This is a genomic window from Pseudomonas sp. WS 5532 (genome assembly GCF_012985445.1).
GTDB classification, from domain to species: domain Bacteria; phylum Pseudomonadota; class Gammaproteobacteria; order Pseudomonadales; family Pseudomonadaceae; genus Aquipseudomonas; species Aquipseudomonas edaphica.
On the sequence record NZ_JAAQWK010000016.1, the window covers coordinates 88,459 to 111,833 of the forward strand.

The following is a 23,375-nucleotide window of genomic DNA, read 5'->3' on the forward strand; positions in this document are numbered from 1 at the left end:
TAACCACAACGCCGATCAATGTTGATCGGCGTTGTGGTTTTTACCTGCGCTTATCAGAGCTTCGGCAGTTGCCCCACACGGCCGATCATTTCCGTGACGATCTGCAGGTCCAACAGGAACTGCTCGACGGTCTTGAACTCACCGTCGGTGTGCCCGGTGTACTTCACGTCCGGCTTTGCCAGGCCGAATTGCACGCCATTGGGCAGCTCATGCACGGAGGTCGCGCCGGCTGAGGTGCCGAACTTGTGCTCCATGCCGAGGTTTTCGCTGGCCACGGCCAACAGCGCTTTGACCCACTCACCTTCAGGGTTGCGATACATCGGTTCTGCCACCGAGTAAGTGACGTCCATGGCCACTTTGGTGTGTTTGTCCCAGGCGCTGATTTTCTCTTCGATCTCGGCCTTGAGTTTTTCCGGCGACTTGCCCTTGGGAATGCGCAAGTTCACCGCCAGTTTGAAGGCTTTGGCGTCTTGGCCAACAAAGGTCAGCGAAGTGGTCAGCGGCCCCATGAATGCATCGGAGAAGCCCACGCCCAACTTGCCGCCCAGGTAATCCAGGCCCCAGTTGTCGGCGGCATATTTTGCGGCGTCGGTGATGTGGTTGTGCTTAAGGGCGATCTTGCCGTCGACGCTGTGGATCAGCTCCAGCATGCGTGCGACCGGGTTCACGCCGGTTTCCGGCTCGGACGAGTGCGCGGACACACCAGTGACCGTCAGCTTGACCTCTTTGCCCACCACCTTGGCCGCCACGGTGAAGTCAGCGCCGTTATTTTTGGCGTATTCGTCGCCGGCTTTTTGCAGGTTGGTCGCCAGCTCCGCAGGCTTGTCGCTGAGCAGAGTGGCCACCGACACCGAAGGAATCTGATTGGTGGCCGCGCCGCCGGTCATGGCGATGATTTCTGCGCCTTTGCCGTCACCTTTGCGCACCGGGAAGCTTGCCATGACGGTGCCGTAGCCTTTTTCGGCAATCACCACCGGGTAGCCGCCATCCAGCGCCAGGTTGTATTGCGGCGTCGGGTTATGCTCGAAGTAGTAAGGAATGGCGTCTCCGGACGTTTCCTCGGTGGTGTCCACCAGCAGCTTGAAGTTGCGCGCCAGTGGCAGCTTTTCTTCCTTGATGACCTTCATCGCATACATCGTCACCACGATGCCGTTCTTGTCATCCTCGGTGCCACGGCCGTACATGCGGTCGCCGATCAGGGTGACTTTGAACGGGTCAAGCCTGGTGCCGTCCTTGAGCACCCAGTTTTCCGGGGTCACTGGCACCACGTCGGCGTGGGCGTGAATGCCGACCACTTCATCGCCGCTGCCTTCCAGGGAGATTTCATAGACGCGGTTATCGACGTTACGGAAGTTCAGGTTGAAGGCTTTGGCCAGGCCCTGGATCTTGTCGGCGATCTTGAGGAATTCCGGGTTCTTGTACTGCGGCAGGCCGTCGATGTTGAAGGTTGGGATCTCGACCAGCTCGCGCAGGGTTTCCAGCGCGGCCTTGCCGTACTTCACGCGGGTATAAATCCCCAGCAGGCGATTGATTTCGTTCTGCTGGTCGGCGCTCAGGGGGGTGTTGGCGAGGAAGGCTTCGATGGCCGGGCCGACGTCGTCGGTTTTTGCCAGGTCGCCCTTGGCCAGGGTGGCGAGGAAACCACGGAAATCGGTGGTTGGGGTTTCACCAAAGTGCTTGATGATGGCTGTGCTTTGTTCGACGCTGATATTGGCGGACGCAGGCGTGGCGACGGCCGCAAAGCTGGCGGCGAACAGGGTGGCAGCCACCAGTTTCTTGAGTGGAAAGTGCATGGTTAGAGGCATTCCTTTGCAGGCGGTGAGTAAGAGGTTTCTGATCGATCTGTCAGAAACATTTCCACACACTACCATCACCAAGGCCGGGATAGGGAGCCTCGATATGGGAAATGTCCTACTCAAATATCAGGGTTGCCCAGTAACCAAATGTGGGAGCTGGCTTGCCTGCGATAGCGGTGGATCAGCAATGAAGTTGTCGACTGACAGTCCGCCATCGCAGGCAAGCCAGCTCCCACAGGGGGTTACAGTGAAGTTTGAAATGGGTGCTCAAGGCTTACCCGGATGCGGCTCCGGATACGGTGCAATCACGTCCAACGCCTTGGCATACGGCCCCTCCCACAACTGCTCGTGCAACTGCCCGATGCGCTTGGCCATCGCCGCGTCGTGCATCACCACTTCCAGGTTGCGCGAGTTATCCAGATACCCGCCCAACCAGTTGCTGGTGCCAACCCAGGCCACTTGCCCGTCGATCTCCATGGTCTTGCTGTGGATCACCCGCGCATACGGAATAAACCCTTGTTTGGCTTCGGGCAGGGTGACGATCTTGACCTCGACGTTGGGCAGCACGGCCAGGCTTTTGAGGTAGGGCAGTTCCAGCTTGTCGGTGTTCCAGTTGGACACCATCAGCTTGACCGACACCCCACGCGCAGCGGCGGCGCGCACGGCGTTGTCGATCACTGCGTAGTAGGGGCGGGTTTTATCCGGCCCGTAGGACAGCGGTGCATAGTCGAGCAATTGCACGCGCACTTCTTTCTTGGCTTCGCTTAGCAGGCGCGGCAGTTCCAGTTGTGAGTCGCCCACGCCGGGCGGGTTGTAGCGTTGCGGGCTGGCCACCAGGTAGTTGCCGGTGCGCGCAGGCTCCTGGGCCGCAGCGGGCAGTGGCACCGGTTGCTTATCCGCCAAGGCGGCCTGGGCTTGCCAGTCCTGGTTGAAGATCGCCTGCACCTGGCTGACCACGCTGGCATCGCTGATGCGCAAGCCGGTTTCATGGATATGCTCCAGCGAGCGCCAATCGAAATTCTGGCTGCCGACAAACGCCTGCTTGCCGTCCACCACCATGTACTTGGCGTGGATGATCCCACCGCTCAACTGCCCATAGGCCAACACGCGAAAGCTCAGGTTAGGAATTGCGCGCAGGCGTTCCAGCGTAGACGCCTCCGACAGCCGAATACCTTTTTCCTCCAGCAGAAAGCGAATCTTCACACCCCGTTTGCCGGCAGCTTCCAGATGCTCGATCACCTTGTCCATCACCGAACCGGGATGGTCGGCCGCGTAGAACTGGCCGATATCAATGCTGCTTTTTGCGCCGTCAAACAGCTCGATCCACACCGGCCCCGGCTGGCGCAAGTCGGCAGTCCCCAGCGCAGTGTCCACCGGCACGGTGTGTACCAGTTCAAACCCTGGAATTGAAAAGTCCGCCTGGGCAAGCGGACTCAACAGAAGGCCGGTCAGGCCTGCGATACGCAACTTTATCGAGAGGGACATAGGCGTCTCATCGGGGCAAAAAGAAAGGCGGGCGCATCATGCGCCCGCCCTGAAGGTCATGCAGTGCGGGTGTGCAACGGCGTTGGCACCAGATGCGGTACTTCACCCTGTACACGGGCGCCGGTGGCCGCGCGGATCAGCAGGATTTTCAGCTGGTCGTTGATGCGCTCCAGGCTGTCCTGGAAGAAGTTGTGGAACACCACGCAGAACAGCGCGATGGCGATACCCAGGCCGGTGGCGAACAAGGCCGTGCCGATGCCACCGGAGATCTGGCCCGGGTCGGACACGCCGGCGCTGGCCAGCGCCTTGAAGGTGTCGATGATGCCGAGGATGGTGCCCAGCAGGCCCAGCAATGGCGCGGCGGTGGTGATGGTCTCGATGATCCACAGGCTGCGCGACAGCGGCGCACGGGTCTTGAGGTACTGGGTTTCGATTTCGTCGTCCAGGTCCTTGCGCGAGCCGTTGGAGGCCTTCTGCGCGAGGATCGGCAGCACCATGTTCAGCGGCAGGCTGTCGCGGCGGGTGAGGCTTTCTGGCAAGTCACGCTCGCTGTGCACGTTGGCGCCCAGCACGTCGGTCAGGGCGCGGGCCTGGCGGCGCACGTAAGCGAAGTAGATGCCCCGTTCGATGGTGATGAAGATCGCAATCGCCATCGCGGCGTACATCACATAGAAGGTGATTTGGTGCAGCAGGTCCATGTCCATGAGTGTGTTCCTCTCAGGTGATTAATCAGAAATTCGCTTCCAGGGAAACCGTGACGGTACGGTCCAGGCCGACGATGTAAGCCGGGTCGCCATCGCGGAAACCGCTGTAGCTCGCCGCGTTGGTCTTGGTGGTGTACACGCCGTCCAGGTACTTCTTGTCAAACAGGTTGTCGACGTTCAGGCGCAGGGTGGCGTCCTTGACTACCTTCTTATCGACCGGCAGATAGATACCGGCGCCGAGATTGAAAATGGTGCGCGCCGAGATGGCTTCGTCGTTGGTCAGGTCACCGTAGAGCTTGCTGGTGAACTTGCCGCCGAAGGTGCCGTAGAAGCGCCCGTCGTCGTAGCCGATGTTGGCCGCCAGCATGTTGGTCGGCACGTTGGCGAACTGCTTGCCGCTGGTGGGCAATACGATCGGTTTGCCGGCGCTGAAGACGGTCAGGTCATCCTGCTGCTTGGAGCTGGTATAGGTGTAGGAGGTGTAGTAGTTGAAGTTGTGCGGCAGCTTGCCGCTCCACTCCAGTTCCAGGCCTTTGTTGATCACGGTACCGGCGTTGATGTCGGCCGAATCGCCGTTGCTGTCCAGGGACGTGAGTTGGCGGTTCTTGAACTGCATGTAGAACAGGGTGGCGGCGAGGGTCATGTCTTCGCCGGTGTAGCGCCAGCCCAGTTCCTGGTTCCAGCTCAGTTCCGGCTTGGAGTCCAGGGAACCCACGCCTTTGTCGTACAGCACGTAGTTCTGCGGGATACGCATGTTGCGCGAGAGGCTGTAGAACAACTGGTCACGCTCGTCGAGCTGGTATTTCAGACCTGCGTTGGGCAGCAGCTTGTTGTAGGTCTGGTTGGCCTTGCCCGGTTGTTCGGTGAGGCTGCCGTGGTTGGTGCCCTCACGCTCGACATTCATGTAGGCAAGGCCCGCGATCAGGGTCCAGTCCGAGTTGATGTACCAGGTGTCCTGAGCCCAGACTTTTTGCGCTGGCGTCACGGTGTAGCGGTCGCGGCCTTGTACGGTGTTGCCATTGGCGTCGACCACGGAGCTGGCGTCCGGCCAAGTGTCGCTGGGCTTGCCGCTGTTCTTGAGGGCAATGAACGGTTGGGTCTGGCTTTGGCGGGCGCGTTCGTACCAGTAGCCGAATTGCAGGCTGTGGTCGCCTAGGTCCCAGTTCAGCTTGGTGGTGATGCCCGGGCGCCAGGTCTGGGTGCGCGAAGGGCGGTAGTAGACGCCCGTCGTCGCGGAGCCGTCGGCGTTGTATTGGGCCTGCGTCGGCAGGTTGCCGAGGTCGAATACGCCGCCTTTGTTGGAGCCGCTGTTGAGCGCATAGGCGGAGGAGCCCACGCCGCTGCCGTTGCCGTAGTAGTAATACGGGATCACCGAGAGCGACAGGTTGTCGCTCAGCTTGTACTGGGTGTTGAGCACGGCGGTGAAGGTCTGGAACGGGTTCTGTGCCAGGTCGTAATAGCTGCTGATCTTGCCGTTGGAACCCAGCGCCGGCTTGGCCGGGTACGGGTCATACTTGCGGCCGAACTGCTGGAACTGCGCCTTGGTCAATTGGCTGTAACTGTTGTTGTCCTGCTCGTGGTACTTGAGGATCAGGTTGGCGGTGTTGCCGTTGCCGGCGTCGAAAAAGCTGTTCCACTCCACCTTGTCCGCACGCACCGCGCCCGAGCCGCGCCACATCTGGCCTTCGGTGTGGGACGCCGACAGCCAGTTGGAGAGGCCGTTGACTTCGCCGGTGTTGAGGCGCGCAAAGGTCTTGCGGGTGGCGTTGCTGCCCACCACTTGTTTAACGAACGCACCGGTTTCCTTGGTCGGGCGAATCGTCACGATGCCGATGTTGCCGCCACTGGAGCCGATGTGCGGGCCGTCGGCTTCCGACGAGCCCTGGGTGACGAAGATCTGGTCGATGTTTTCCGGATCGCCTAGCAGGTTGGAGTACAGCGCGTAGTTGCCGGAGTCGTTGATCGGCATGCCATCCACCGACATACCGACCTGGTCGGAGTTCATGCCGCGCATGGTGAAGCGAAAGCCCGACAGACCGGTGTTGTCCTCACTGGAGATGTTCAGGCCCGGCGTGTACTTGAGCTTGTCGATGGCGTTGCCGGTGGCGGTTTGTTTGTCCAACGCTTCCTTGGTGATGGTCGAGCGGCCCTTGGCGCTCTCTTCCTGGACCATGTAACCGCCCCCCGCGGTCGCCTTGCCTCCCTGAACTCCGATCGTGCCGACGTCACTGTCGCTGGTAGCTGCCATGACCACTGCGTGGGTCATGCTCGTCGCGGCAACAAGTGCCAGATGAATACGTGTGAACCTCATCACTGTCGTCCTGGTGTCGGTGCTTATTGCACGCTGTAGTTGAAGGTGGCGGTGAAGCGTTGCTCGTTACGTCCACCGAAGGCTTGTTCGGGGAACGGCTTGACCTGCTTGATGCGGCGCAGGCTATTGGTAGCGGCCCGATTGAGCAGCATGCTCGGCGCCGGGGTCTGGATCCCGGCATCAAGGACGCGGCCTTGTCGATCCACCATCAACCACACCACCACCTCGCCGCTGGGGCGCTCGAGGGACGCCTGGCGCCCGGTGGGGTATTGCTTGTAAGTGTCCAGCTCGTTGCGCAGCCCTTTGAGGTAACCGCCTTCCAGTGCCTGGCCATCCACTTTGGGCGGTGCCGGTGGCGCGGGCGGCGCAGGTGTCGGCGCGACGGCGGCCTGTACCGGCTTGGCCGCCACTGGTGCGACTGGCGCTGGCGTGGGAGTCGGTTTGGCGGCCACCACGGGCTTGGGTTTGGGCACCGGCTTGGGCTTGGGTTCAGGTTTTGGCAAGGGTTTGGGCGGTGGTGGCGGCGGGGCCGGTTCGGCTTCTTCGTCCTCGATCACCGGCGGTGGCGGCTCTTGCTCGACCACAGGCTCAGGAACCACTTCGGGCTCGGGTTCGACCAGGGCCAGCTCGACCGCCGACTCGTCGTACTGCGGCTGGATTTTCAACGGTTGGGACTGGATACCCAGTGCAATCAGCACCAGGGCGATCAGGGCCGGGACACTGCCCAGCAGCTGACGCGCACGAAACAATACATACATGATCAAGACTTACGCGTGGCAATGGACACGGAGGTAAAGCCACCCAGGCGCAGGGTGTCCATGACTTCCACCAGGCGCGAAACCTCTACGCCTTTGTCGCTGTTGACGATGATGGTCGACTTGGTATCAGGCTTTTCTGCAGCCTTCAGTGCCGGCACCAACGCATCGACCGTGAGGTCCTTGCCGTCGAGTTGCAATTGGCCTTCCAGGCCCAGGGTCAGGATGAATTTATTCTGCGGCTTGAGTTGCTGCGAGCTGCTGGCGCTGGGCAGTTGGGTCTTCATGCCGAGTGCGGGGATCACGTTCAAACTCACCAGTACGAAAAACACCAGGAGGAACATCATCACGTCGATCATGGGGATCAACTCGATATGTGCCTTGCGTTTCTTGGGTTCATCCCAGGTTCTCATTCTGTTACCCCGTCGTTGAATTAGGGGCGACACGCTAACAACCAAAAATGACCGAATGGTTAACTTTAATTGACGTTTTAAAGGCTCTAGGACGCGTCTTTCAGAGATTTTACCTTGCGGTTTCATGACGTAATGCAATTGACACGAAGGCAGTACATTCTGGGGGAATTTACTTGAAGAGCTGCCGCGTATGCCCACTGCACTGCCTCAATTGTCGACCCCGCGACTACTATTGCGGGCGCTGGAAATGGACCAGGCCGAGGTGCTCTTCATGCTCGCCAACGGGCCGAAAATCGCTGACAACACGGCCAACATTCCGTCGCCCTATACCTTGGAAACTGCACAGAGTTTTATTGCCGGGGCCGCAGACAAATATCGGGCGGGCGAGTTGTTGAACCTGGGCATGCATGTGCGTGAAACCGGTGAGTTGGTTGGCATGGTCAGCCTGCGCCTTAACGCTCGTCATCACGCAGGGCATTTGGGCGGCTGGGTCGCGGCGCATGCGCGTAACCTGGGGTATGCCGCTGAGGCGGCGAGCGCGATGATGAGTTTTGGCTTCACCGAGCTTGGGCTGCAGCGTGTCGGCAGCCAATGCTTTGGCCGCAACAAGGAATCGGCGCGAGTGATGCAGAAAATCGGCCTGCGCTACGAGGGTTGCCTGCGTCAGGCGTTTCTCAAAAATGGCGTGTACGAAGACCTGCTGGGCTTTGCCACCGTGCGTGAGGACTGGGAGCGCGCGTTGTGAATGACGCAGTGGACCACGGCAGGCGGCGAGTCCTTACCGGGCTGGCGGTCGCTACCGCGTTTTCAATCCTCAGCCCGTTTGCGCGCAGTGCCGGGGTGGATTACCCGTTCACCCTTGGCGTGGCTTCGGGCGACCCGCTGCCGGATGGTTTCGTGATATGGACGCGCCTGGCGCCGTTGTTCAACGCAGCGGATGGGCAGGGCGGCTTGAGCCGCGCGGTGCCAGTGCGATGGTGGGTGGCCAGTGATGCGGCGATGACGCGTATCGTGAAGCAGGGTGAGGTCTTGGCGACTGAGCGGTTCGCCCATTCGGTGCATGTTGAAGTGGCCGGGCTTGCGGCGGGCCGGCCGTATTGGTACCAGTTCGAAGGCCTCGGCGCGCAGAGCCCGGTGGGCCAGGCACGTACCACGCCACCTTTGCAGGCGATGGCCTCGGCTCGGCTGGGGTTTGTTTCCTGCTCGCATTGGGAGCGCGGTTACTTCAGCGCCTATCGCCATTTAGCCGCAGAGCAACCTGACCTGGTGTTTTTTCTCGGGGACTACATTTACGACAGCTCTTACGCCGTCGACTCGGGGAAAGTCTTTCGGGCCCACGGCAGCGGCAACGCGGTGAGCTTGAGCGACTACCGCAACCGCTACGCGCTGTACAAAACCGATCCGGACCTGCAAGCCCTGCACGCGGCTGCCCCCAGCGTGGCAACCTGGGATGACCATGAAGTGCAGAATGACTACGCCAACCGCTGGTCCCAGGACCCGAAGATTCCCGTGGCGCAATTTCTCCAGCAGCGGGCGGCGGCGTACCAGGCGTTTTACGAGCACATGCCGCTGCGCGCCAGCAGTGTGCCGAAGGGGCCGGACATGCGCATTTACCGGCGCCTGGATTACGGTCGGCTGGCGCGCTTCCATGTGTTGGATGGGCGCCAGTATCGCTCCGAGCAACCCTGCATCCAGGCCAACGGCAGCCATCAGGGGCATATCGCCGCCAACACTTGCAGCGACCTGCGTGATCTCGGCCGCACCATGCTGGGTTGGCAACAGGAAGCCTGGCTGGACCAGGGCTTTGCCCAGTCGCAGGCACAGTGGAATGTGATCGCCCAGGACTTGCTGGTGGCGCCCTTGCTCCAGCGCGACCTGAGCAACCACAAGGTGGGCCATTGGACCGATGGTTGGGACGGCTACGTGGCCAATCGTTCGCGCATGCTGGCGTCCATCGGGCGTCACAAGGTCAGCAACCCGGTGTTCTGGGGCGGTGATATCCATTCGTTCTGGACCACTGACCTGCACGCCGACGCCAACAACCCGGACTCGCCAGTGATCGCCACTGAGTTTGTCGGCAGCTCGGTGACCTCCGATGGCCCGCCCTTTGAAGCGTTCAGCAAGATCCTGCCGCTTAATCCGCATGTGAAGTTTTTCGACAGCCGCCAGCGAGGGTATGTGTCGGTAGAGCTTACGGCTCAGAAGATGCTGACGAACTTTCGGGTGATAACTGACCCGCGCGATCCCAACGCCACGGTGTCGACCCTCAAGTCGTTTGTGGTGGAGCCGGGGCGGGCGGGGGCGATTGCGGTTTAGCGCACTTGTAGGGTGTAAATACTCAACGTGGCGAGCGCGGGGGGATTTGTGGCGAGCAGGCTGTTGTGGCGAGCGGGCTTGCCCCGCGTTGGGCTGCGAAGCGGCCCCAAAACCAGGCGCTTATGTTTGCCTGAAAAAACGCGGTGACTGTATTAGGGCCGCTTCGCGCCCCAACGCGGGGCAAGCCCGCTCGCCACAACAGCCTGCTCATCACAACAGCCCGGTGACCACAAAAGCCGCGTGGTCTGTCAGTTGATTTCGTAACGCACCGACAGCGCGCCTTTTTTCTCCGACAAGGCCAGGATGGTCACTTGGCCGAGCTCGTTCAGGGCTTGCACATGGGTGCCGCCGCAGGCGTAGGCGGGCAGTTCGCCGAAACCCACTTCGCGGGCGCCGTCTTCCAGGGTCATATGGCGCGGGTAGTCGGCGGCGATCCATTGGTTGACCTGTTGCTGGATCGCCTCGGCGTCGATGGCCTGGGCCATTTCGCCACGGATAAAGGTGATTTTGCACTCGCCCGGCCAATGGTGGGCTTTGATCGGCATCCAACCGAAGCTTTCTCCCGCATTGCCGATCAGGTGCCCGGCCGAATGCAGGCGCGTGTACAGGGCACGGCGTTGTGCGTCGACCCGTGCGCTGATCGGGCCGGGCTGCACAGGCTGGTCCACGTAATGCACCACACGGTCAGCCTCCTGAGTCACGCGCAGCACCTGGCTGTCGCCCAGCCAACCGGTATCAAAGGGTTGCCCGCCGCCTTGGGGATGAAAAATCGTCGACTGCAGGGTGACCGCGAACAGGCCTTCGTGGGGTGTGCAGCTCAGCACTTCAAGCTCGGCGGTCAGGTGGTCGTGGGTGAAAAACAGGCGCTCGGTCATCATTTACATCCGCATCAGGGTTCTACGGGCAGTATAAATAGTGCGTGGATGGGTGATAATCCGTTCAATTATCAATGGACCTGTGCGTCATGAGCATCAATCTTCCTTTGCCACTGCTGGGTGAAATGGCGATTTTCGTCAAAGTCGTGGAGACCGGCAGTTTCTCCGAAGCGGCGCGACAACTGAGCGTTTCGCCCTCGGCCGTGAGCCGCAGTATCTCGCGTCTCGAACAGGCGCTGGCGACACGCTTGCTGCGACGCACCACGCGTAAATTGCGCTTGAGCGAAGGCGGCGAAGAGGTGTTCAAGCGTTGCCAGGAGATGGTCAACGCGGCGCGCTCGGTGATGGAGATCAGTGGCCAGTTCACCCATGAAGCCGAAGGCCTGGTGCGGGTCAGCGTGCCCAAGGCGGTGGGCCGGTTTGTGGTGCACCCGCATATGTCGGAGTTCTTGCGGCGCTATCCCAAGGTGGATGTGCAATTGATCCTGGAAGACCGGCATGTGGACCTGATCGACGACAATGTGGACCTCAGCATCCGCATCACCGACAGCCCGCCGCCGGGCTTGGTCGGCCGCCAACTGTTACCCATCGAGCACTTGCTGTGTGCCACGCCGCAGTACCTGGCCGCGCAGGGTACGCCTGAACATCCCCATGATTTGCTGGAACACAGCTGCATCTACCTGGGCGAAACGCCGGGGGATTCACGCTGGAAGTTTCGTCAGGGTGCCAAGGCGGTGACCGTGGGCGTGCGCGGGCGCTACGCCGCGAACCACACCGGCGTGCGCCTGGATGCGGTGTTGCAGCATGTGGGGATTGGTAGCTTGCCGTACTTCACGGCGCGCCACGCCTTGGCGGCGGGGAGCCTGGTGCAGGTATTGCCCGAGTGGGATTTTATTGCGTCCTACCATGGTGAGGCGTGGTTGCTGCATTCGCCCACGCGGTATCTGCCACCGAAGTTGCGGGTGTTTATTGATTATCTGGTGGAGTGCATGGCGAAGGAGCCGACACTGCGCCGCCGCTGATTGTGGGCGCTGGCGTGTGTGAGAGCTGGCTTATGTGGGAGCTGGCTTGCCTGCGATTGTATCACCTCGGTTTAACTGACAAACCGAGTCGCCTGCATCGCAGGCAAGCCAGCTCCCACAGAAAAGCAATTTACTGCATACGGTCTTAGCTGGACTCAGTGCTTGCTCTGATCCTGCGGCATGGCCAGCAGCTGTTTTTCCTGGTTCCAGTCGAACGGTTCATCGTTCTGTTCGGCTTCAAAGCGACGTTCTTCCAGGGCCTGGTACAGGTCCAGTTCTTCATCGGGCATGAAGTGCAGGCAATCACCGCCGAAGAACCACAGCAGATCGCGAGGCACCAGGTGGGCGATTTGCGGGTAGCGCAGAATGACCTGGCTCATCAGGTCCTGGCCCAGGTACTGGCTCTCGATCGGGTCGATCGGCAGCAGGGCGCGCAATTCGTCGAAGCGCTCCAGGAACAGGGTGTGGCTTTCCTCGGGCACCTGTTCGGCTTCGCCGACGGCAACCAGGATGCTGCGCAAGTGGTCGAGCAAGACGAGATGATCGGCAACGACGTTGGACACGAGATAAGTCCTCTAAAGCAAAAACGGGCGCGAGAGTATATGCCTCTCGCGCCCGTATTTATATGACCTTAGCTTTATAGGGTGTGAGCGGTCAGCGCACTTTACCCTCAGCCTGGGTCAGCTCTTCCTTGCTGAAATCATCCACATCGATCACCTTGCGGCGCGCGGCTTCGGCGTCGCGCAGGGTTTGCGCTTCGGCCGGTTGCAATACGCCCACGTGCAGCGCCGCGTCGATGGCATGCTCGCCGGCGGCCGGTTTGACCTGGCCGCTTTTGAGCGCGGTGTGGAGTTTTTTCTGCAAGGGGTGGCTGGCACCCAGCAGGTCGTAGGCATGTTGCAGGGCACCCACCGGGTCTTCTGCCGATTGCGGGCGATAGCAACCCGCCAGCAACTCTTCCAGGGTCGGGTCGCCTTTGGCACGGCCAATCACCGCAGCCACTTCGGCGTCCAAAGCATCGGACGGCCCGGTGTGACGACGGCCGAACGGGAACACGATCACCCGCAGCAGGCAACCGAGGACCTTGTTCGGGAAGTTGCTCAGCAGCTCATCCAGGGCACGCTCCGACTCACCGAGGCTTTCTTCCATGGCCCAGGCAAACAGCGGCTCCAGGTGATCCGGCGAATCCAGGTCGTGATATCGCTTGAGCGCGGCCGAGGCCAGGTACATATGGCTCAGCACATCACCCAGGCGTGCCGACAGGCGTTCGCGGCGTTTCAGCTCGCCGCCGAGCAACATCATGCTCAAGTCGGCGAGCAGGGCGAATGCTGCGGCCTGACGGTTCAATGCACGGAAATAACCCTGGCTCAAACGGTTGCCCGGGGCTTTTTCAAAGTGCCCGATGCCGAGGTTCAGCACCAACGTGCTGGCGGCGTTACTCACGGCAAATCCGATATGTTGCATCAGCAGGCCGTCAAATTCCTTGAGCGCCTGGTCATGGTCTTCACGACCGGCCAGGGCCATTTCCTTAAGCACGAACGGGTGGCAGCGGATCGCGCCCTGGCCAAAGATCATCAGGTTGCGCGAGAGGATGTTCGCGCCTTCCACTGTGATGAAGATCGGCGCGCCTTGCCAGTTGCGGCCCAGGTAGTTGTTAGGCCCCATGATGATGCCCTTGCCGCCGTGCACATCCATGGCGTGGCTGATGCACTCGCGACCGCGCTCGGTGAGGTGGTACTTGAGAATCGCCGACAACACCGAAGGCTTTTCGCCCAGGTCGACCGCGTTGGCGGTGAGCATGCGCGCGCTGTCCATCAGCCAGGCGTTGCCGCCAATGCGCGCCAGGGCTTCCTGGATACCTTCAAAGGCCGACAGCGGCACGTTGAATTGCTCGCGCACTTGAGCGTATTGGCCGGTCACCAAACTGGTGAACTTGGCCGCGCCGGTACCGACCGCAGGCAGGGAGATCGAACGGCCGACCGACAGGCAGTTCATCAGCATCATCCAGCCCTTGCCGAGCATTTCCTGGCCACCGATAAGGAATTCCAGGGGGATGAACACGTCCTTGCCGGAGTTGGGGCCGTTCATAAAGGCGGCGCCCAACGGCAGGTGGCGACGGCCGATTTCCACGCCGGGCGTGTCGGTGGGGATCAGCGCCAGGCTGATGCCCAGGTCTTCTTCCTCACCCAACAAGTGGTCCGGGTCATGGGCCTTGAAGGCCAGGCCGAGGAGGGTCGCGACCGGGCCGAGGGTGATATAGCGTTTTTCCCAGTTCAGGCGCAGGCCGAGGGTTTCCTTGCCTTCCCATTCACCTTTGCAGATCACGCCGGTGTCGGGCATGGCGCCGGCGTCGGAGCCGGCCAGTGGGCCGGTGAGGGCGAAGCAGGGGATATCGTCGCCACGGGCCAGGCGTGGCAGGTAGTGGTTGCGTTGTTCGTCGGTGCCGTAATGCAGCAGCAGCTCGGCCGGGCCGAGGGAGTTAGGCACCATCACGGTGGAGGCGAGGTCGCCGCTGCGGGTGGCGAGTTTCATCGCGACCTGGGAGTGGGCATAGGCGGAGAAACCCTTGCCGCCATATTCCTTGGGAATGATCAGGGCGAAGAAACCGTGGGTCTTGATGTGCTCCCAGGCAGCGGGCGGCAGGTCCATGGCCTGGCCGATTTCCCAGTCGCTGACCATCGCGCAGAGTTCTTCGGTAGGGCCGTCGATAAACGCTTGTTCTTCTTCAGTCAGTTGCGCCTTGGGGTAGGCCAGCAATTTATCCCAATCGGGGCGACCGCTGAACAGTTCGCCGTCCCACCACACGGTGCCGGCGTCGATGGCGTCGCGCTCGGTCTCGGACATCGGCGGCAGGACTTTCTGGAACCAGCTGAACAGCGGCTTGGTGAAGTATTGGCGGCGCAGGTCGGGCAGCAACAGGGGCACGGCCACGGCGGCGATCAGCACCCAGAGGATGACCAGCAGCCAACCCGGTGCATGGCTCCAGGCGCCCATCGCCAGCAGGTAGACGGCAACCACGCCCAGCGCGGGCAGGGGCGCGGTGCGGCGGTGTGCCAGGTAGGCAATGCCGACCACCAGAACCAGTATCCACAACAACAGCATATTCAATCCTCCGTGAAACCAAGGGCGAAACCACCATGGAGCTTAGTCGGCATCCGAAAAAGCGCGGTGGCGAGGGTGTAACGAGTTGTGCTGGCGCACGCCGACATTTGGCCGAATCGTCGTTATCTCCACGGCAGGCCTGTCGTTAGACTCAAGGCTTCCCTTGGAGATAAAGCTCATGGATACGTACTTGAATCCCAGCCGCTTCATCGATAGTGACCACCCTGCGGTGGTGGAGTTCGCCGAAAAACATCGCGGAACCCGCCCGGATTTAAGTGACCAGGCGGTCAGTCTCTACTACGCCGTGCGTGAGGCGATTCGCTACAACCCGTACACCTTCAGCCGTGATCCAAATACCCTCAGTGCCAGCTTTGCCCTGGCCACCGGCGAGAGCTACTGTGTACCCAAGGCCACCTTATTGGCCGCCTGTGCCCGTCATTGCGGGATCCCGGCGCGCATTGGCCTGGCGGACGTGCGCAATCATTTATCGACACCGCGCCTGCTCGCGCTGCTCAAAAGTGATGTGTTCGCCATGCACGGCTATACCGAGTTGTACCTGCACGGCCGTTGGGTCAAGGCCACGCCGGCGTTCAACAGTCAACTGTGCGAGTTGTTCGACGTGCCACCGCTGGCGTTCGATGGGGTCAACGACAGCGTGTTCCACGCCTTCAACCGCCAGGGCCGGCGCTCGATGGAATATGTGCTGGACCACGGCCAGTTCAGCGACGTGCCCGAAGCGTTTTTTTTCGCGCATATTCAGCAGTGTTACCCGCACCTGTTTGCCGACGACACGCCGATCTCGCTGAAGGACATGCACAGCGATATGCACAGCGATTTAAGCCGCAGGTGAACCGGCGTATGCTGCTGCGTTCATCAAGCCATGTTCATCAACGATAAGGCGCGGTCATGCTGAAAATCTGGGGTCGTAAAAATTCATCAAACGTCAGGAAGGCACTGTGGTGCGCCGAGGAACTCGGCCTGGACTATGAGGCAATTGATGCGGGCGGGGCTTTTGGTGTGGTCGACACGCCGCAATACCGGGCCTTGAACCCCAATGGCCGGGTGCCGATGATCGAAGACGGCGACTTTGTGTTGTGGGAATCCAACACCATCGTGCGTTATCTGTGCGCCAAGAGCGCGTCGGATTTTTACCCGAACGACCTGCAAGCCCGGGCCAGCGCCGAGAAGTGGATGGACTGGACCACGTCGACGCTCGCCGATCCGTTCAAGGCGGTGTTCTGGGGCATCCTGCGTACCCCGGCGGAAAAACAGAACTGGGACAGCATCAATGCCGGGCGCCAAGCCTGTATCGATGCGCTTAACACCGTTGACCAGGCCCTCGCCGAGCAACCCTACCTCAGCGGCGAGCATTTCGGCATGGGCGATATCCCCTTGGGCTGCTTTGCCTACGCCTGGTTCGAGATGCCCATCGAGCGCCCGGCAATGCCCCATCTAGAGGCCTGGTACCAGCGCCTCAAAGATCGCCCGGCCTACCGCAAGGCCGTGATGACCGCGTTGACTTAATACTGACTATTAATACAGGTGACTGTACTTGTGCGGCGCGGGCAAGCACCATGCTTGTCATGCGCCGCCGTTGAACTACATGCGCTGCGCGCTCATCTACTCTTTCTATTCCCTTCTCTGGTGCGTAATCCGATATGAGTTCCGCTCTGTCCATCCGGCAGCTAACCAAAACCTACGGCAACGGTTTCCAGGCCCTGAGTGGTATCGATCTGGACGTTGCCGAAGGTGACTTCTTCGCCTTGCTCGGCCCCAACGGTGCCGGCAAATCCACCACCATCGGCATCCTCTCGACCCTGGTCAACAAAACCAGTGGCTCGGTGAATATCTTTGGCCATGACCTGGACAAATCCCCGGCGGCGCTCAAGCGCTCCATCGGCGTAGTGCCCCAGGAATTCAACTTCAACCAGTTTGAAAAGACCTTCGACATCGTCGTGACCCAGGCCGGCTATTACGGCATCCCGGCGAAAATCGCCAAGGAACGCGCCGAGCAGTACCTGACTCAGTTGGGCCTGTGGGACAAGCGCGACGTGCCTTCGCGTTCGCTGTCCGGCGGTATGAAGCGCCGCCTGATGATCGCTCGCGCGCTGGTGCATGAACCGCGCCTGTTGATCCTCGATGAGCCGACCGCCGGTGTGGATATCGAGCTGCGCCGTTCGATGTGGACCTTCCTCACCGAGCTGAACGAGAAGGGCATCACCATCATCCTCACCACCCATTACCTGGAAGAGGCTGAGCAGCTGTGCCGCAACATCGGCATCATCGACCACGGCACCATTGTCGAGAACACCAGCATGCGCAACCTGCTGGGCCAGTTGCATGTGGAAACCTTCCTGCTGGACCTGAAAAACAACCTGTCGGTGGCGCCGCAACTGCTCGGCTACCCAAGCCGCCTGGTCGATGACCACACCCTGGAAGTGCAGGTGGACAAAGCCATGGGCATCACCGCGTTGTTCACCCAGTTGGCGGCCCAGAGCATCGAAGTGCTGAGCCTGCGTAACAAAACCAATCGCCTTGAGGAGTTGTTCGTGTCCCTGGTGGAGAAAAATCTGGCGAAGGTGGCGGTATGAGTTCCGAACTGCAACCCAACCTCGTCGCACTGCAGACCATCGTTTACCGCGAAGTGAAGCGCTTTACCCGGATCTGGCCGCAGACCCTGCTGCCGCCGGCGATCACCATGGTCTTGTACTTCGTGATCTTCGGTAACCTCATCGGCCGCCAGATCGGCGACATGGGTGGCTTCACCTACATGGAGTACATCGTGCCGGGCCTGATCATGATGTCGGTGATCACCAACTCCTACGGCAACGTGGTCTCGAGCTTTTTCGGCAGCAAGTTCCAGCGCTCCATCGAAGAACTGATGGTCTCGCCGGTGTCGCCGCACACCATCCTGATCGGCTACACCCTGGGTGGCGTGCTGCGCGGCTTGATGGTCGGGGTGATCGTGACCTTGCTGTCGCTGTTCTTCACCCATCTGCAAGTGCATCACCTTGGGGTCACCCTGCTGGTGGTGGTACTGACGGCGACGATCTTCTCGCTGCTGGGGTTCATCAACGCCGTGTTTGCCCGCAACTTCGATGATATTTCGATCATCCCGACGTTCGTGCTGACGCCGCTGACCTACCTGGGCGGGGTGTTCTACTCCATTACCTTGCTGCCGCCGTTCTGGCAGACCGTGTCGCTGGCCAACCCGGTGTTGCATATGGTCAACGCCTTCCGCTACGGCATCCTGGGCGTGTCGGATATCAAGATCAGCGTGGCGATCACCTTTATGCTGGTGGCGACCGTGGTGCTGTATGTCGGCTGTGCGCGGTTGCTGGTGAGTGGGCGCGGGATGCGTACCTAAGCCGTTAGCTGCAATAAAAAACGGCCTCCAAGTGAGGCCGTTTTTTATTGACTGCAGGCAGGGTCAATGTGGGAGCTGGCTTGCCTGCGATAGCGATGGGTCAGGCAGCCATTGTTTAACTGACAGACCGCCATCGCAGGCAAGCCAGCTCCCACCTTTGGTTTTGTGCAGAGGTTTAACCTTTAAGTGCCAGCTCGATCAGTCCGTGCAGCTCTTGCACCGTCAGTGGTTCGGTCGAGAACAAAATGCGAAACACCGTCGGCGCCGCCAGCAGGTTGATTAAATGGTCCACGCTCGGCGGCGTACTCTGTGGGTAGCGATCGATAATCGTCTGAAGCTGCCCACTCAGAATGCTCACGCAATAACCCGGTGTGATCATGCTCTGCAGGTCACGCATCATGTTGCGCCCTGGCTCGGAGCTCATTTCATCCAGGTATTGCTCGGCCCAGGCCCGCAGATCACCGCGCAGGCTGCCGGTATTCGCCGGCTCACAGTCGGGGCGCATGCGGGCCAGGGCCACATCAGCCAACAGCACGGATAAGTCGCCCCAGCGCCGGTAAATGGTCGAGGGCGTGACGCCTGCGCGCGTCGCAATCATCGGTACGGTAACGCTGGAGCGCTCATGGGCTTCCAACAGCTCACGCACTGCCGAATGCACCGATTCTTGGACCCGGGCACTGCGGCCTCCCGGGCGAAGGCCTTCTTTTATCGCCATGCGTAAAACCTTAACACAAAGAATTTGCTTTAAGCGCGCGCCGGTAGCACACTGCGCAAAAGCAAAGTATTAGCTTTAGTGGAGTGTGCCCATGTCTCGCGTTATTTCGCAACGGTCCAGCCTGGCGTTCCTGGTCATCACGGTGTTGACCTTCCTCGCCGCGTCCAGCGCGCCGACGCCGCTGTATCAGGTGTATCAGGAAAACCTGCATTTCTCCGCGACAATGCTCACGGTGATTTTCGGCGTATACGCCGTCAGCCTGTTGGCAGCGTTGCTGACCGTGGGTTCACTGTCGGATCACCTGGGGCGCAAGCCGGTGATTTTTGTCGCATTGCTGCTCAATATTGCGGCGATGCTGCTGTTTATCAACGCCGACAGCACCGCGCATCTGATTGCCGCCCGCGCGCTGCAAGGTTTCGCCACCGGCATGGCCACGGCGGTGCTGAGTGCGACCTTGCTCGACACCGACCGCCAGCGCGGCCCGATGCTCAATAGCCTGGCGCCGCTGTTGGGCATGGCCAGTGGCGGGCTGGGCAGTGGCCTACTGGTGGAGTTCGCGCCGCGTCCTACCCAATTGATTTACTTCACGCTGTTGGGGTTGATGGTGTTGCAGGCTGTGTATGTGTGGCGCCTGGCGGAAACCGTCAGTCGTATTCCGGGGGCCCTGAAGTCGCTGGCGCCGACCCTGCATGTGCCGCAGCAAGCGCGCCGGGCTTTATGGTTGGTGATGCCGCTGAATGTGGCGGTGTGGGCGCTGGGCGGGTTCTTCTCATCCCTGGCGCCGTCGCTGATCAAGGCTGCCACCGGTTCCACTTCGCACCTGATCGGTGGCGGCCTGGTGGCGGTCGTGACCTTGAGTGGCGCGGTGATGATCTACAGCGTGCGCGAGCGCCCGGCCGATAAAATCATGCGGCTGTCGGCGGGGCTGTTGGCCGTGGGCGTCGCGTTGCTGCTGGTGGCCGTCCACATGGGTATTTTGTGGCTGTTCTTTGTCGCCAGTGTGATTGCAGGTTTTGGTTTTGGCGGCGGCTTCATGGGCAGTGTGCGCAGCATTGTCGGACTGGCGTTGCCCCATGAGCGGGCCGGTTTGATGTCGGCGTTCTATGTCTTGAGCTACTTGGCGTTTTGCCTGCCAGCGCTGTTGGCGGGTTACTTGTGCCAGGTTTACGGCCTTATCGTCACGACTGAAGGTTATGGTGCGGCGCTGATACTGCTGGCCCTGAGTGCCTTGGTCGGTTTAATGCTGCAGAACTCGGTGCGGGCCAAGGCGGCAGTAGAGTGATGCTGTATATTGGTAAAGTAGATAACTTATAGAGATATTACCCGTTATATAGATATTCGTTCAGGTTCTATGATGGCTTCAACCTCATACGAGGAAGAGGATTGCCATCATGACCTGCACGACGACTCCCAGTTGCACGCCCTCAGGCTGCAAAACCCCAAGCTATAAGCCCTTGAGCCACCTGACCCGCCCACGGGAAGTGATTCGCCAGTTCACCCCCAACTGGTTCGCCGCGACCATGGGTACCGGCGTGCTGGCCCTGGCCTTGGCTCAACTGCCGTTCAACCTGCCAGGTTTGCACGCCATTGCCGAAGGGCTGTGGCTGTTCACCATTGGCCTGTTTGTGCTGTTCAGCCTGTTGTACGCGGCGCGTTGGGTGATGTTCTTCCACGAAGCGCGACGCATCTTCGGGCACTCCACGGTGTCGATGTTCTTCGGCACCATTCCCATGGGCCTGGCCACCATTCTCAATGGCCTGCTGCTGTTCGGCCTGCCGCGCTGGGGCAGTGAGGTGATCCCGCTGGCTGAAGCCTTATGGTGGCTGGACGTGGCGATGGCCCTGGCCTGTGGTGTGTTGATCCCGTTCATGATGTTCACCCGCCAGGAACACAGCATCGACCAGATGACCGCCGTCTGGCTGTTGCCGGTGGTTGCCGCCGAAGTCGCTGCCGCCAGCGGTGGCTTGCTGGCGCCGCACTTGGCCGACGCCCATGCGCAACTGGTGATGCTGGTGACCAGCTACGTGCTGTGGGCGTTTTCCCTGCCGGTGGCGTTCAGCATCCTGACCATCCTGATGTTGCGCATGGCCCTGCATAAACTGCCGCCTGCCAATATGGCCGCATCGAGCTGGCTGGCCCTTGGCCCCATCGGCACTGGTGCGCTGGGCATGTTGCTGTTGGGCGGTGACGCACCGGCGATTTTCGCCGCCAATGGGTTGCCGGGTGTGGGTGAAATGGCCAATGGCCTGGGCGTGGTGGCCGGCATCACCTTGTGGGGCTTCGGTTTGTGGTGGATGTTGATCGCGGTGCTGATCACCCTGCGTTACCTGCGCGCCGGCATTCCGTTCAACCTCGGCTGGTGGGGGTTTACCTTCCCGCTGGGGGTTTACGCGTTAGCCACGCTGAAGCTGGCGAGTCTGCTGCACCTGAGCTTTTTCAGCATCTTTGGCAGCGTGCTGGTGCTGGCATTGGCGCTGATGTGGCTGATCGTGGCCAAGCGCACCGTGCAGGGCGCCTATAAAGGTGAGCTTTTTGTTTCGCCATGCATTGCAGGACTAGCGAATAAGTAAGCGCGATTAGGTAAAGTCGTGGCCTGAGAAACTACACGCCTTCAGGCCACGCAGGAACACGGACGATGAGCCACCCCTCACAATTCACCTTGCTGCGCACACGGCGCTTTCTGCCGTTTTTCATCACCCAGTTACTGGGCGCATTCAACGACAACATCTTCAAGCAATCGCTGATCCTGGCGATTCTCTACAAGCTCACCATCGAGGGCGACCGCTCCATCTGGGTCAACCTGTGCGCCTTGTTGTTTATCCTGCCGTTCTTCCTGTTCTCGGCGCTGGCCGGGCAGTTTGGCGAGAAATTCAACAAGGACGCGCTGATCCGCGCGATCAAGATCGGCGAGATTGTGATCATGGCCGTGGGCGCCACGGGCTTTCTGTTCAACCACCTGGAACTGATGCTGCTGGCGCTGTTTGCCATGGGTACGCATTCGGCGTTGTTCGGCCCGGTGAAGTACTCGATCATGCCCCAGGCGTTGCACGACGATGAGCTGGTGGGCGGCAACGGACTGGTGGAAATGGGCACGTTTCTGGCCATTCTGGCCGGCACCATTGGCGCCGGGATCATCATGTCTTCAACCCATTACGCGCCACTGGTGGCGGTGACGATTGTCGGCGTGGCAGTGCTCGGCTACCTGGCCAGCCGCAGCATTCCGCGGGCGGCGGCGTCCACGCCCGAGCTGCGCCTGAACTGGAATATCTTCAGCGAATCCTGGGCCACCTTGCGCCTGGGCCTGGGGCAGACGCCGGCAGTGTCGCGCTCGATTGTCGGCAACTCGTGGTTCTGGTTTGTCGGTGCGATCTACCTGACGCAAATCCCGGCCTACGCCAAGGAATGGTTGTACGGCGACGAAACTGTGGTGACGCTGATCCTTACGGTGTTTTCGGTGGGCATCGCCGTTGGCTCGATGCTCTGCGAAAAGCTCTCGGGCCGTAAGGTCGAGATCGGCCTGGTGCCGTTTGGCTCGTTTGGCCTGACGGTCTTCGGCCTGCTGCTGTGGTGGCACTCGGGCGGCTTTCCGCAATCGGCCCAGGAACATAGCTGGCTGGCGGTACTCAGCTACGGTCAGGCGTGGTGGGTGTTGTTCGATATCCTTGGCCTGGGTGTGTTCGGTGGCTTCTATATCGTGCCGCTCTACGCGCTGATCCAGTCGCGCACGGCCGAGAACGAGCGCGCGCGGGTCATTGCGGCCAACAATATTCTCAATGCGTTGTTCATGGTGGTTTCGGCCATCGTTTCGATCCTGCTGCTGAGCGTGGCCAAGCTGTCGATCCCCGAGTTGTTCCTGGTGGTGTCGCTGCTCAACATTGCGGTCAACACTTACATCTTCAAAATCGTCCCCGAGTTCACCATGCGCTTCATGATCTGGCTGCTCAGCCATTCCATGTACCGCGTGGAGCATCGCAACCTTGAGCTGATTCCGGATGAAGGCGCGGCGCTGCTGGTGTGCAACCACGTGTCGTTTGTCGATGCACTGTTGATTGGCGGCGCGGTACGTCGGCCGATTCGCTTTGTGATGTACTACAAGATCTACCGTTTGCCGGTGCTGAATTTTATCTTCCGCACGGCCGGGGCGATTCCGATTGCCGGGCGCCATGAGGATATCCAGATCTACGAAAAGGCCTTCATGCGAATTGCCCAGTACCTGAAGGAAGGGGAGTTGGTGTGCATCTTCCCGGAAGGCAAGCTGACCGCCGATGGCGAGATCAATGAGTTCCGTAGCGGGTTGACGCGGATTCTGGAGCAGACCCCGGTGCCGGTGATTCCGATGGCGTTGCAGGGGTTGTGGGGGAGCTTTTTCAGTCGCGATCCGAACAAGGGCATCTTTCATCGGATCTGGTCGCGGGTGGTGTTGGTGGCGGGTGAGCCGGTTGCGGTGGAGGCCGCGACGCCTGAGCAGTTGCAGGCGCGGGTAAGGGTGTTGCGCGGGAGTGTCAGGTAGTTAT

General features: G+C 60.6%; 20 protein-coding genes. 10 read left to right on the forward strand and 10 right to left on the reverse strand.

The features are described 5' to 3' along the window. Positions 1 to 53 precede the first annotated feature (53 nt). From HBO23_RS24080 to HBO23_RS24105, 6 genes are all read right to left on the reverse strand, one after another. Complete coding sequence (locus HBO23_RS24080) at positions 54 to 1,793, reverse strand: dipeptidase (protein ID WP_017136408.1); 1,740 nt, start codon at positions 1,791 to 1,793, stop codon at positions 54 to 56. A gap of 270 nt (positions 1,794 to 2,063) precedes the next feature. Then, positions 2,064 to 3,281 carry a phospholipase D-like domain-containing protein gene (locus HBO23_RS24085; RefSeq protein WP_017136407.1) on the reverse strand — a complete coding sequence of 406 codons (1,218 nt, stop codon included), beginning with the start codon at positions 3,279 to 3,281 and terminating at the stop codon, positions 2,064 to 2,066. A gap of 56 nt (positions 3,282 to 3,337) precedes the next feature. After that, positions 3,338 to 3,985 carry a MotA/TolQ/ExbB proton channel family protein gene (locus tag HBO23_RS24090; protein ID WP_017136406.1) on the reverse strand — a complete coding sequence of 216 codons (648 nt, stop codon included), beginning with the start codon at positions 3,983 to 3,985 and terminating at the stop codon, positions 3,338 to 3,340. A 25-nt stretch (positions 3,986 to 4,010) separates the two neighbouring features. Continuing rightward, a complete protein-coding gene (locus tag HBO23_RS24095; RefSeq protein ID WP_099547856.1) occupies positions 4,011 to 6,296 on the reverse strand; it encodes a TonB-dependent receptor in 2,286 nt (761 codons plus the stop codon). Between the two features lie 23 nt (positions 6,297 to 6,319). Then, complete coding sequence (locus HBO23_RS24100; protein WP_069788770.1) at positions 6,320 to 7,054, reverse strand: energy transducer TonB; 735 nt, start codon at positions 7,052 to 7,054, stop codon at positions 6,320 to 6,322. 2 nt (positions 7,055 to 7,056) lie between these two features. Beyond that, on the reverse strand, positions 7,057 to 7,464 hold the full coding sequence (locus HBO23_RS24105; RefSeq protein ID WP_005786670.1) for a biopolymer transporter ExbD: 408 nt from the start codon (positions 7,462 to 7,464) through the stop codon (positions 7,057 to 7,059). 190 nt (positions 7,465 to 7,654) lie between these two features. On the opposite strand from HBO23_RS24105, the gene HBO23_RS24110 reads away from it, so the two are divergent. After that, positions 7,655 to 8,209, forward strand: a complete 555-nt coding sequence (locus HBO23_RS24110) for a GNAT family protein (protein ID WP_170039993.1) — start codon at positions 7,655 to 7,657, stop codon at positions 8,207 to 8,209. Further along, complete coding sequence (locus HBO23_RS24115; RefSeq protein ID WP_170039995.1) at positions 8,206 to 9,780, forward strand: alkaline phosphatase D family protein; 1,575 nt, start codon at positions 8,206 to 8,208, stop codon at positions 9,778 to 9,780. The genes HBO23_RS24110 and HBO23_RS24115 overlap by 4 nt, the downstream gene beginning before the upstream one ends. 248 nt (positions 9,781 to 10,028) lie before the next feature. Here HBO23_RS24115 and HBO23_RS24120 read toward each other — a convergent pair whose 3' ends face one another. Next, complete coding sequence (locus HBO23_RS24120) at positions 10,029 to 10,655, reverse strand: alanyl-tRNA editing protein (RefSeq protein ID WP_138454177.1); 627 nt, start codon at positions 10,653 to 10,655, stop codon at positions 10,029 to 10,031. An 89-nt stretch (positions 10,656 to 10,744) separates the two neighbouring features. On the opposite strand from HBO23_RS24120, the gene HBO23_RS24125 reads away from it, so the two are divergent. Next, entirely contained in the window at positions 10,745 to 11,677 is a 933-nt protein-coding gene (locus tag HBO23_RS24125; RefSeq protein ID WP_170039997.1) for a LysR family transcriptional regulator, read from the forward strand. 155 nt (positions 11,678 to 11,832) lie between these two features. On the opposite strand, the gene HBO23_RS24130 is transcribed toward HBO23_RS24125, so the two are convergent. Together HBO23_RS24130 and HBO23_RS24135 are read right to left on the reverse strand one after the other, a co-directional pair. Next, positions 11,833 to 12,240 (reverse strand): PA2817 family protein, encoded by a 408-nt coding sequence (locus tag HBO23_RS24130; protein ID WP_010567536.1) that lies wholly within the window; start codon positions 12,238 to 12,240, stop codon positions 11,833 to 11,835. Between the two features lie 91 nt (positions 12,241 to 12,331). Beyond that, on the reverse strand, positions 12,332 to 14,779 hold the full coding sequence (locus tag HBO23_RS24135) for an acyl-CoA dehydrogenase (RefSeq protein WP_170039999.1): 2,448 nt from the start codon (positions 14,777 to 14,779) through the stop codon (positions 12,332 to 12,334). 178 nt (positions 14,780 to 14,957) lie between these two features. On the opposite strand from HBO23_RS24135, the gene HBO23_RS24140 reads away from it, so the two are divergent. The 4 genes from HBO23_RS24140 to HBO23_RS24155 all read left to right on the forward strand — a co-directional run bounded on the left by HBO23_RS24140 (position 14,958) and on the right by HBO23_RS24155 (position 18,146). Beyond that, entirely contained in the window at positions 14,958 to 15,629 is a 672-nt protein-coding gene (locus HBO23_RS24140) for a transglutaminase family protein (protein ID WP_138453680.1), read from the forward strand. 56 nt (positions 15,630 to 15,685) lie between these two features. Beyond that, positions 15,686 to 16,303: a glutathione S-transferase gene (locus HBO23_RS24145; RefSeq protein ID WP_170040001.1), complete on the forward strand. Its 618-nt coding sequence runs from the start codon at positions 15,686 to 15,688 to the stop codon at positions 16,301 to 16,303. Between the two features lie 134 nt (positions 16,304 to 16,437). Beyond that, positions 16,438 to 17,370, forward strand: a complete 933-nt coding sequence (locus tag HBO23_RS24150) for an ABC transporter ATP-binding protein (RefSeq protein WP_017136395.1) — start codon at positions 16,438 to 16,440, stop codon at positions 17,368 to 17,370. Then, positions 17,367 to 18,146, forward strand: a complete 780-nt coding sequence (locus tag HBO23_RS24155) for an ABC transporter permease (protein WP_017136394.1) — start codon at positions 17,367 to 17,369, stop codon at positions 18,144 to 18,146. Before HBO23_RS24150 ends, HBO23_RS24155 begins: the two co-directional genes overlap by 4 nt. A 175-nt stretch (positions 18,147 to 18,321) precedes the next feature. On the opposite strand, the gene HBO23_RS24160 is transcribed toward HBO23_RS24155, so the two are convergent. Continuing rightward, on the reverse strand, positions 18,322 to 18,861 hold the full coding sequence (locus HBO23_RS24160; protein ID WP_099547863.1) for a TetR/AcrR family transcriptional regulator: 540 nt from the start codon (positions 18,859 to 18,861) through the stop codon (positions 18,322 to 18,324). 91 nt (positions 18,862 to 18,952) lie between these two features. On the opposite strand from HBO23_RS24160, the gene HBO23_RS24165 reads away from it, so the two are divergent. The 3 genes from HBO23_RS24165 (at position 18,953) to HBO23_RS24175 (ending at position 23,371) form a co-directional block, all read left to right on the forward strand. Beyond that, positions 18,953 to 20,143 (forward strand): MFS transporter, encoded by a 1,191-nt coding sequence (locus HBO23_RS24165; protein WP_017136392.1) that lies wholly within the window; start codon positions 18,953 to 18,955, stop codon positions 20,141 to 20,143. 109 nt (positions 20,144 to 20,252) lie between these two features. After that, positions 20,253 to 21,431, forward strand: coding sequence for a TDT family transporter (locus HBO23_RS24170; protein WP_170040003.1), 1,179 nt, complete (start codon positions 20,253 to 20,255; stop codon positions 21,429 to 21,431). A gap of 65 nt (positions 21,432 to 21,496) precedes the next feature. Further along, positions 21,497 to 23,371, forward strand: coding sequence for an MFS transporter (locus HBO23_RS24175; RefSeq protein WP_170040005.1), 1,875 nt, complete (start codon positions 21,497 to 21,499; stop codon positions 23,369 to 23,371). The last annotated feature ends 4 nt before the right edge of the window (positions 23,372 to 23,375 follow it).

What these genes read in the sequence shown, in the direction of transcription:
- HBO23_RS24140 (WP_138453680.1), top strand. Translation starts at nt 14,958, where the DNA reads ATGGATACGTACTTGAATCCCAGCCGCTTCATCGATAGTGACCACCCT.
- HBO23_RS24090 (WP_017136406.1), bottom strand. Translation starts at nt 3,985, where the DNA reads ATGGACATGGACCTGCTGCACCAAATCACCTTCTATGTGATGTACGCC.
- HBO23_RS24085 (WP_017136407.1), bottom strand. Translation starts at nt 3,281, where the DNA reads ATGTCCCTCTCGATAAAGTTGCGTATCGCAGGCCTGACCGGCCTTCTG.
- HBO23_RS24170 (WP_170040003.1), top strand. Translation starts at nt 20,253, where the DNA reads ATGACCTGCACGACGACTCCCAGTTGCACGCCCTCAGGCTGCAAAACC.
- HBO23_RS24155 (WP_017136394.1), top strand. Translation starts at nt 17,367, where the DNA reads ATGAGTTCCGAACTGCAACCCAACCTCGTCGCACTGCAGACCATCGTT.
- HBO23_RS24150 (WP_017136395.1), top strand. Translation starts at nt 16,438, where the DNA reads ATGAGTTCCGCTCTGTCCATCCGGCAGCTAACCAAAACCTACGGCAAC.
- HBO23_RS24145 (WP_170040001.1), top strand. Translation starts at nt 15,686, where the DNA reads ATGCTGAAAATCTGGGGTCGTAAAAATTCATCAAACGTCAGGAAGGCA.
- HBO23_RS24100 (WP_069788770.1), bottom strand. Translation starts at nt 7,054, where the DNA reads ATGTATGTATTGTTTCGTGCGCGTCAGCTGCTGGGCAGTGTCCCGGCC.
- HBO23_RS24125 (WP_170039997.1), top strand. Translation starts at nt 10,745, where the DNA reads ATGAGCATCAATCTTCCTTTGCCACTGCTGGGTGAAATGGCGATTTTC.
- HBO23_RS24080 (WP_017136408.1), bottom strand. Translation starts at nt 1,793, where the DNA reads ATGCACTTTCCACTCAAGAAACTGGTGGCTGCCACCCTGTTCGCCGCC.
- HBO23_RS24120 (WP_138454177.1), bottom strand. Translation starts at nt 10,655, where the DNA reads ATGACCGAGCGCCTGTTTTTCACCCACGACCACCTGACCGCCGAGCTT.
- HBO23_RS24105 (WP_005786670.1), bottom strand. Translation starts at nt 7,464, where the DNA reads ATGAGAACCTGGGATGAACCCAAGAAACGCAAGGCACATATCGAGTTG.
- HBO23_RS24110 (WP_170039993.1), top strand. Translation starts at nt 7,655, where the DNA reads ATGCCCACTGCACTGCCTCAATTGTCGACCCCGCGACTACTATTGCGG.
- HBO23_RS24160 (WP_099547863.1), bottom strand. Translation starts at nt 18,861, where the DNA reads ATGGCGATAAAAGAAGGCCTTCGCCCGGGAGGCCGCAGTGCCCGGGTC.
- HBO23_RS24165 (WP_017136392.1), top strand. Translation starts at nt 18,953, where the DNA reads ATGTCTCGCGTTATTTCGCAACGGTCCAGCCTGGCGTTCCTGGTCATC.
- HBO23_RS24175 (WP_170040005.1), top strand. Translation starts at nt 21,497, where the DNA reads ATGAGCCACCCCTCACAATTCACCTTGCTGCGCACACGGCGCTTTCTG.
- HBO23_RS24135 (WP_170039999.1), bottom strand. Translation starts at nt 14,779, where the DNA reads ATGCTGTTGTTGTGGATACTGGTTCTGGTGGTCGGCATTGCCTACCTG.
- HBO23_RS24095 (WP_099547856.1), bottom strand. Translation starts at nt 6,296, where the DNA reads ATGAGGTTCACACGTATTCATCTGGCACTTGTTGCCGCGACGAGCATG.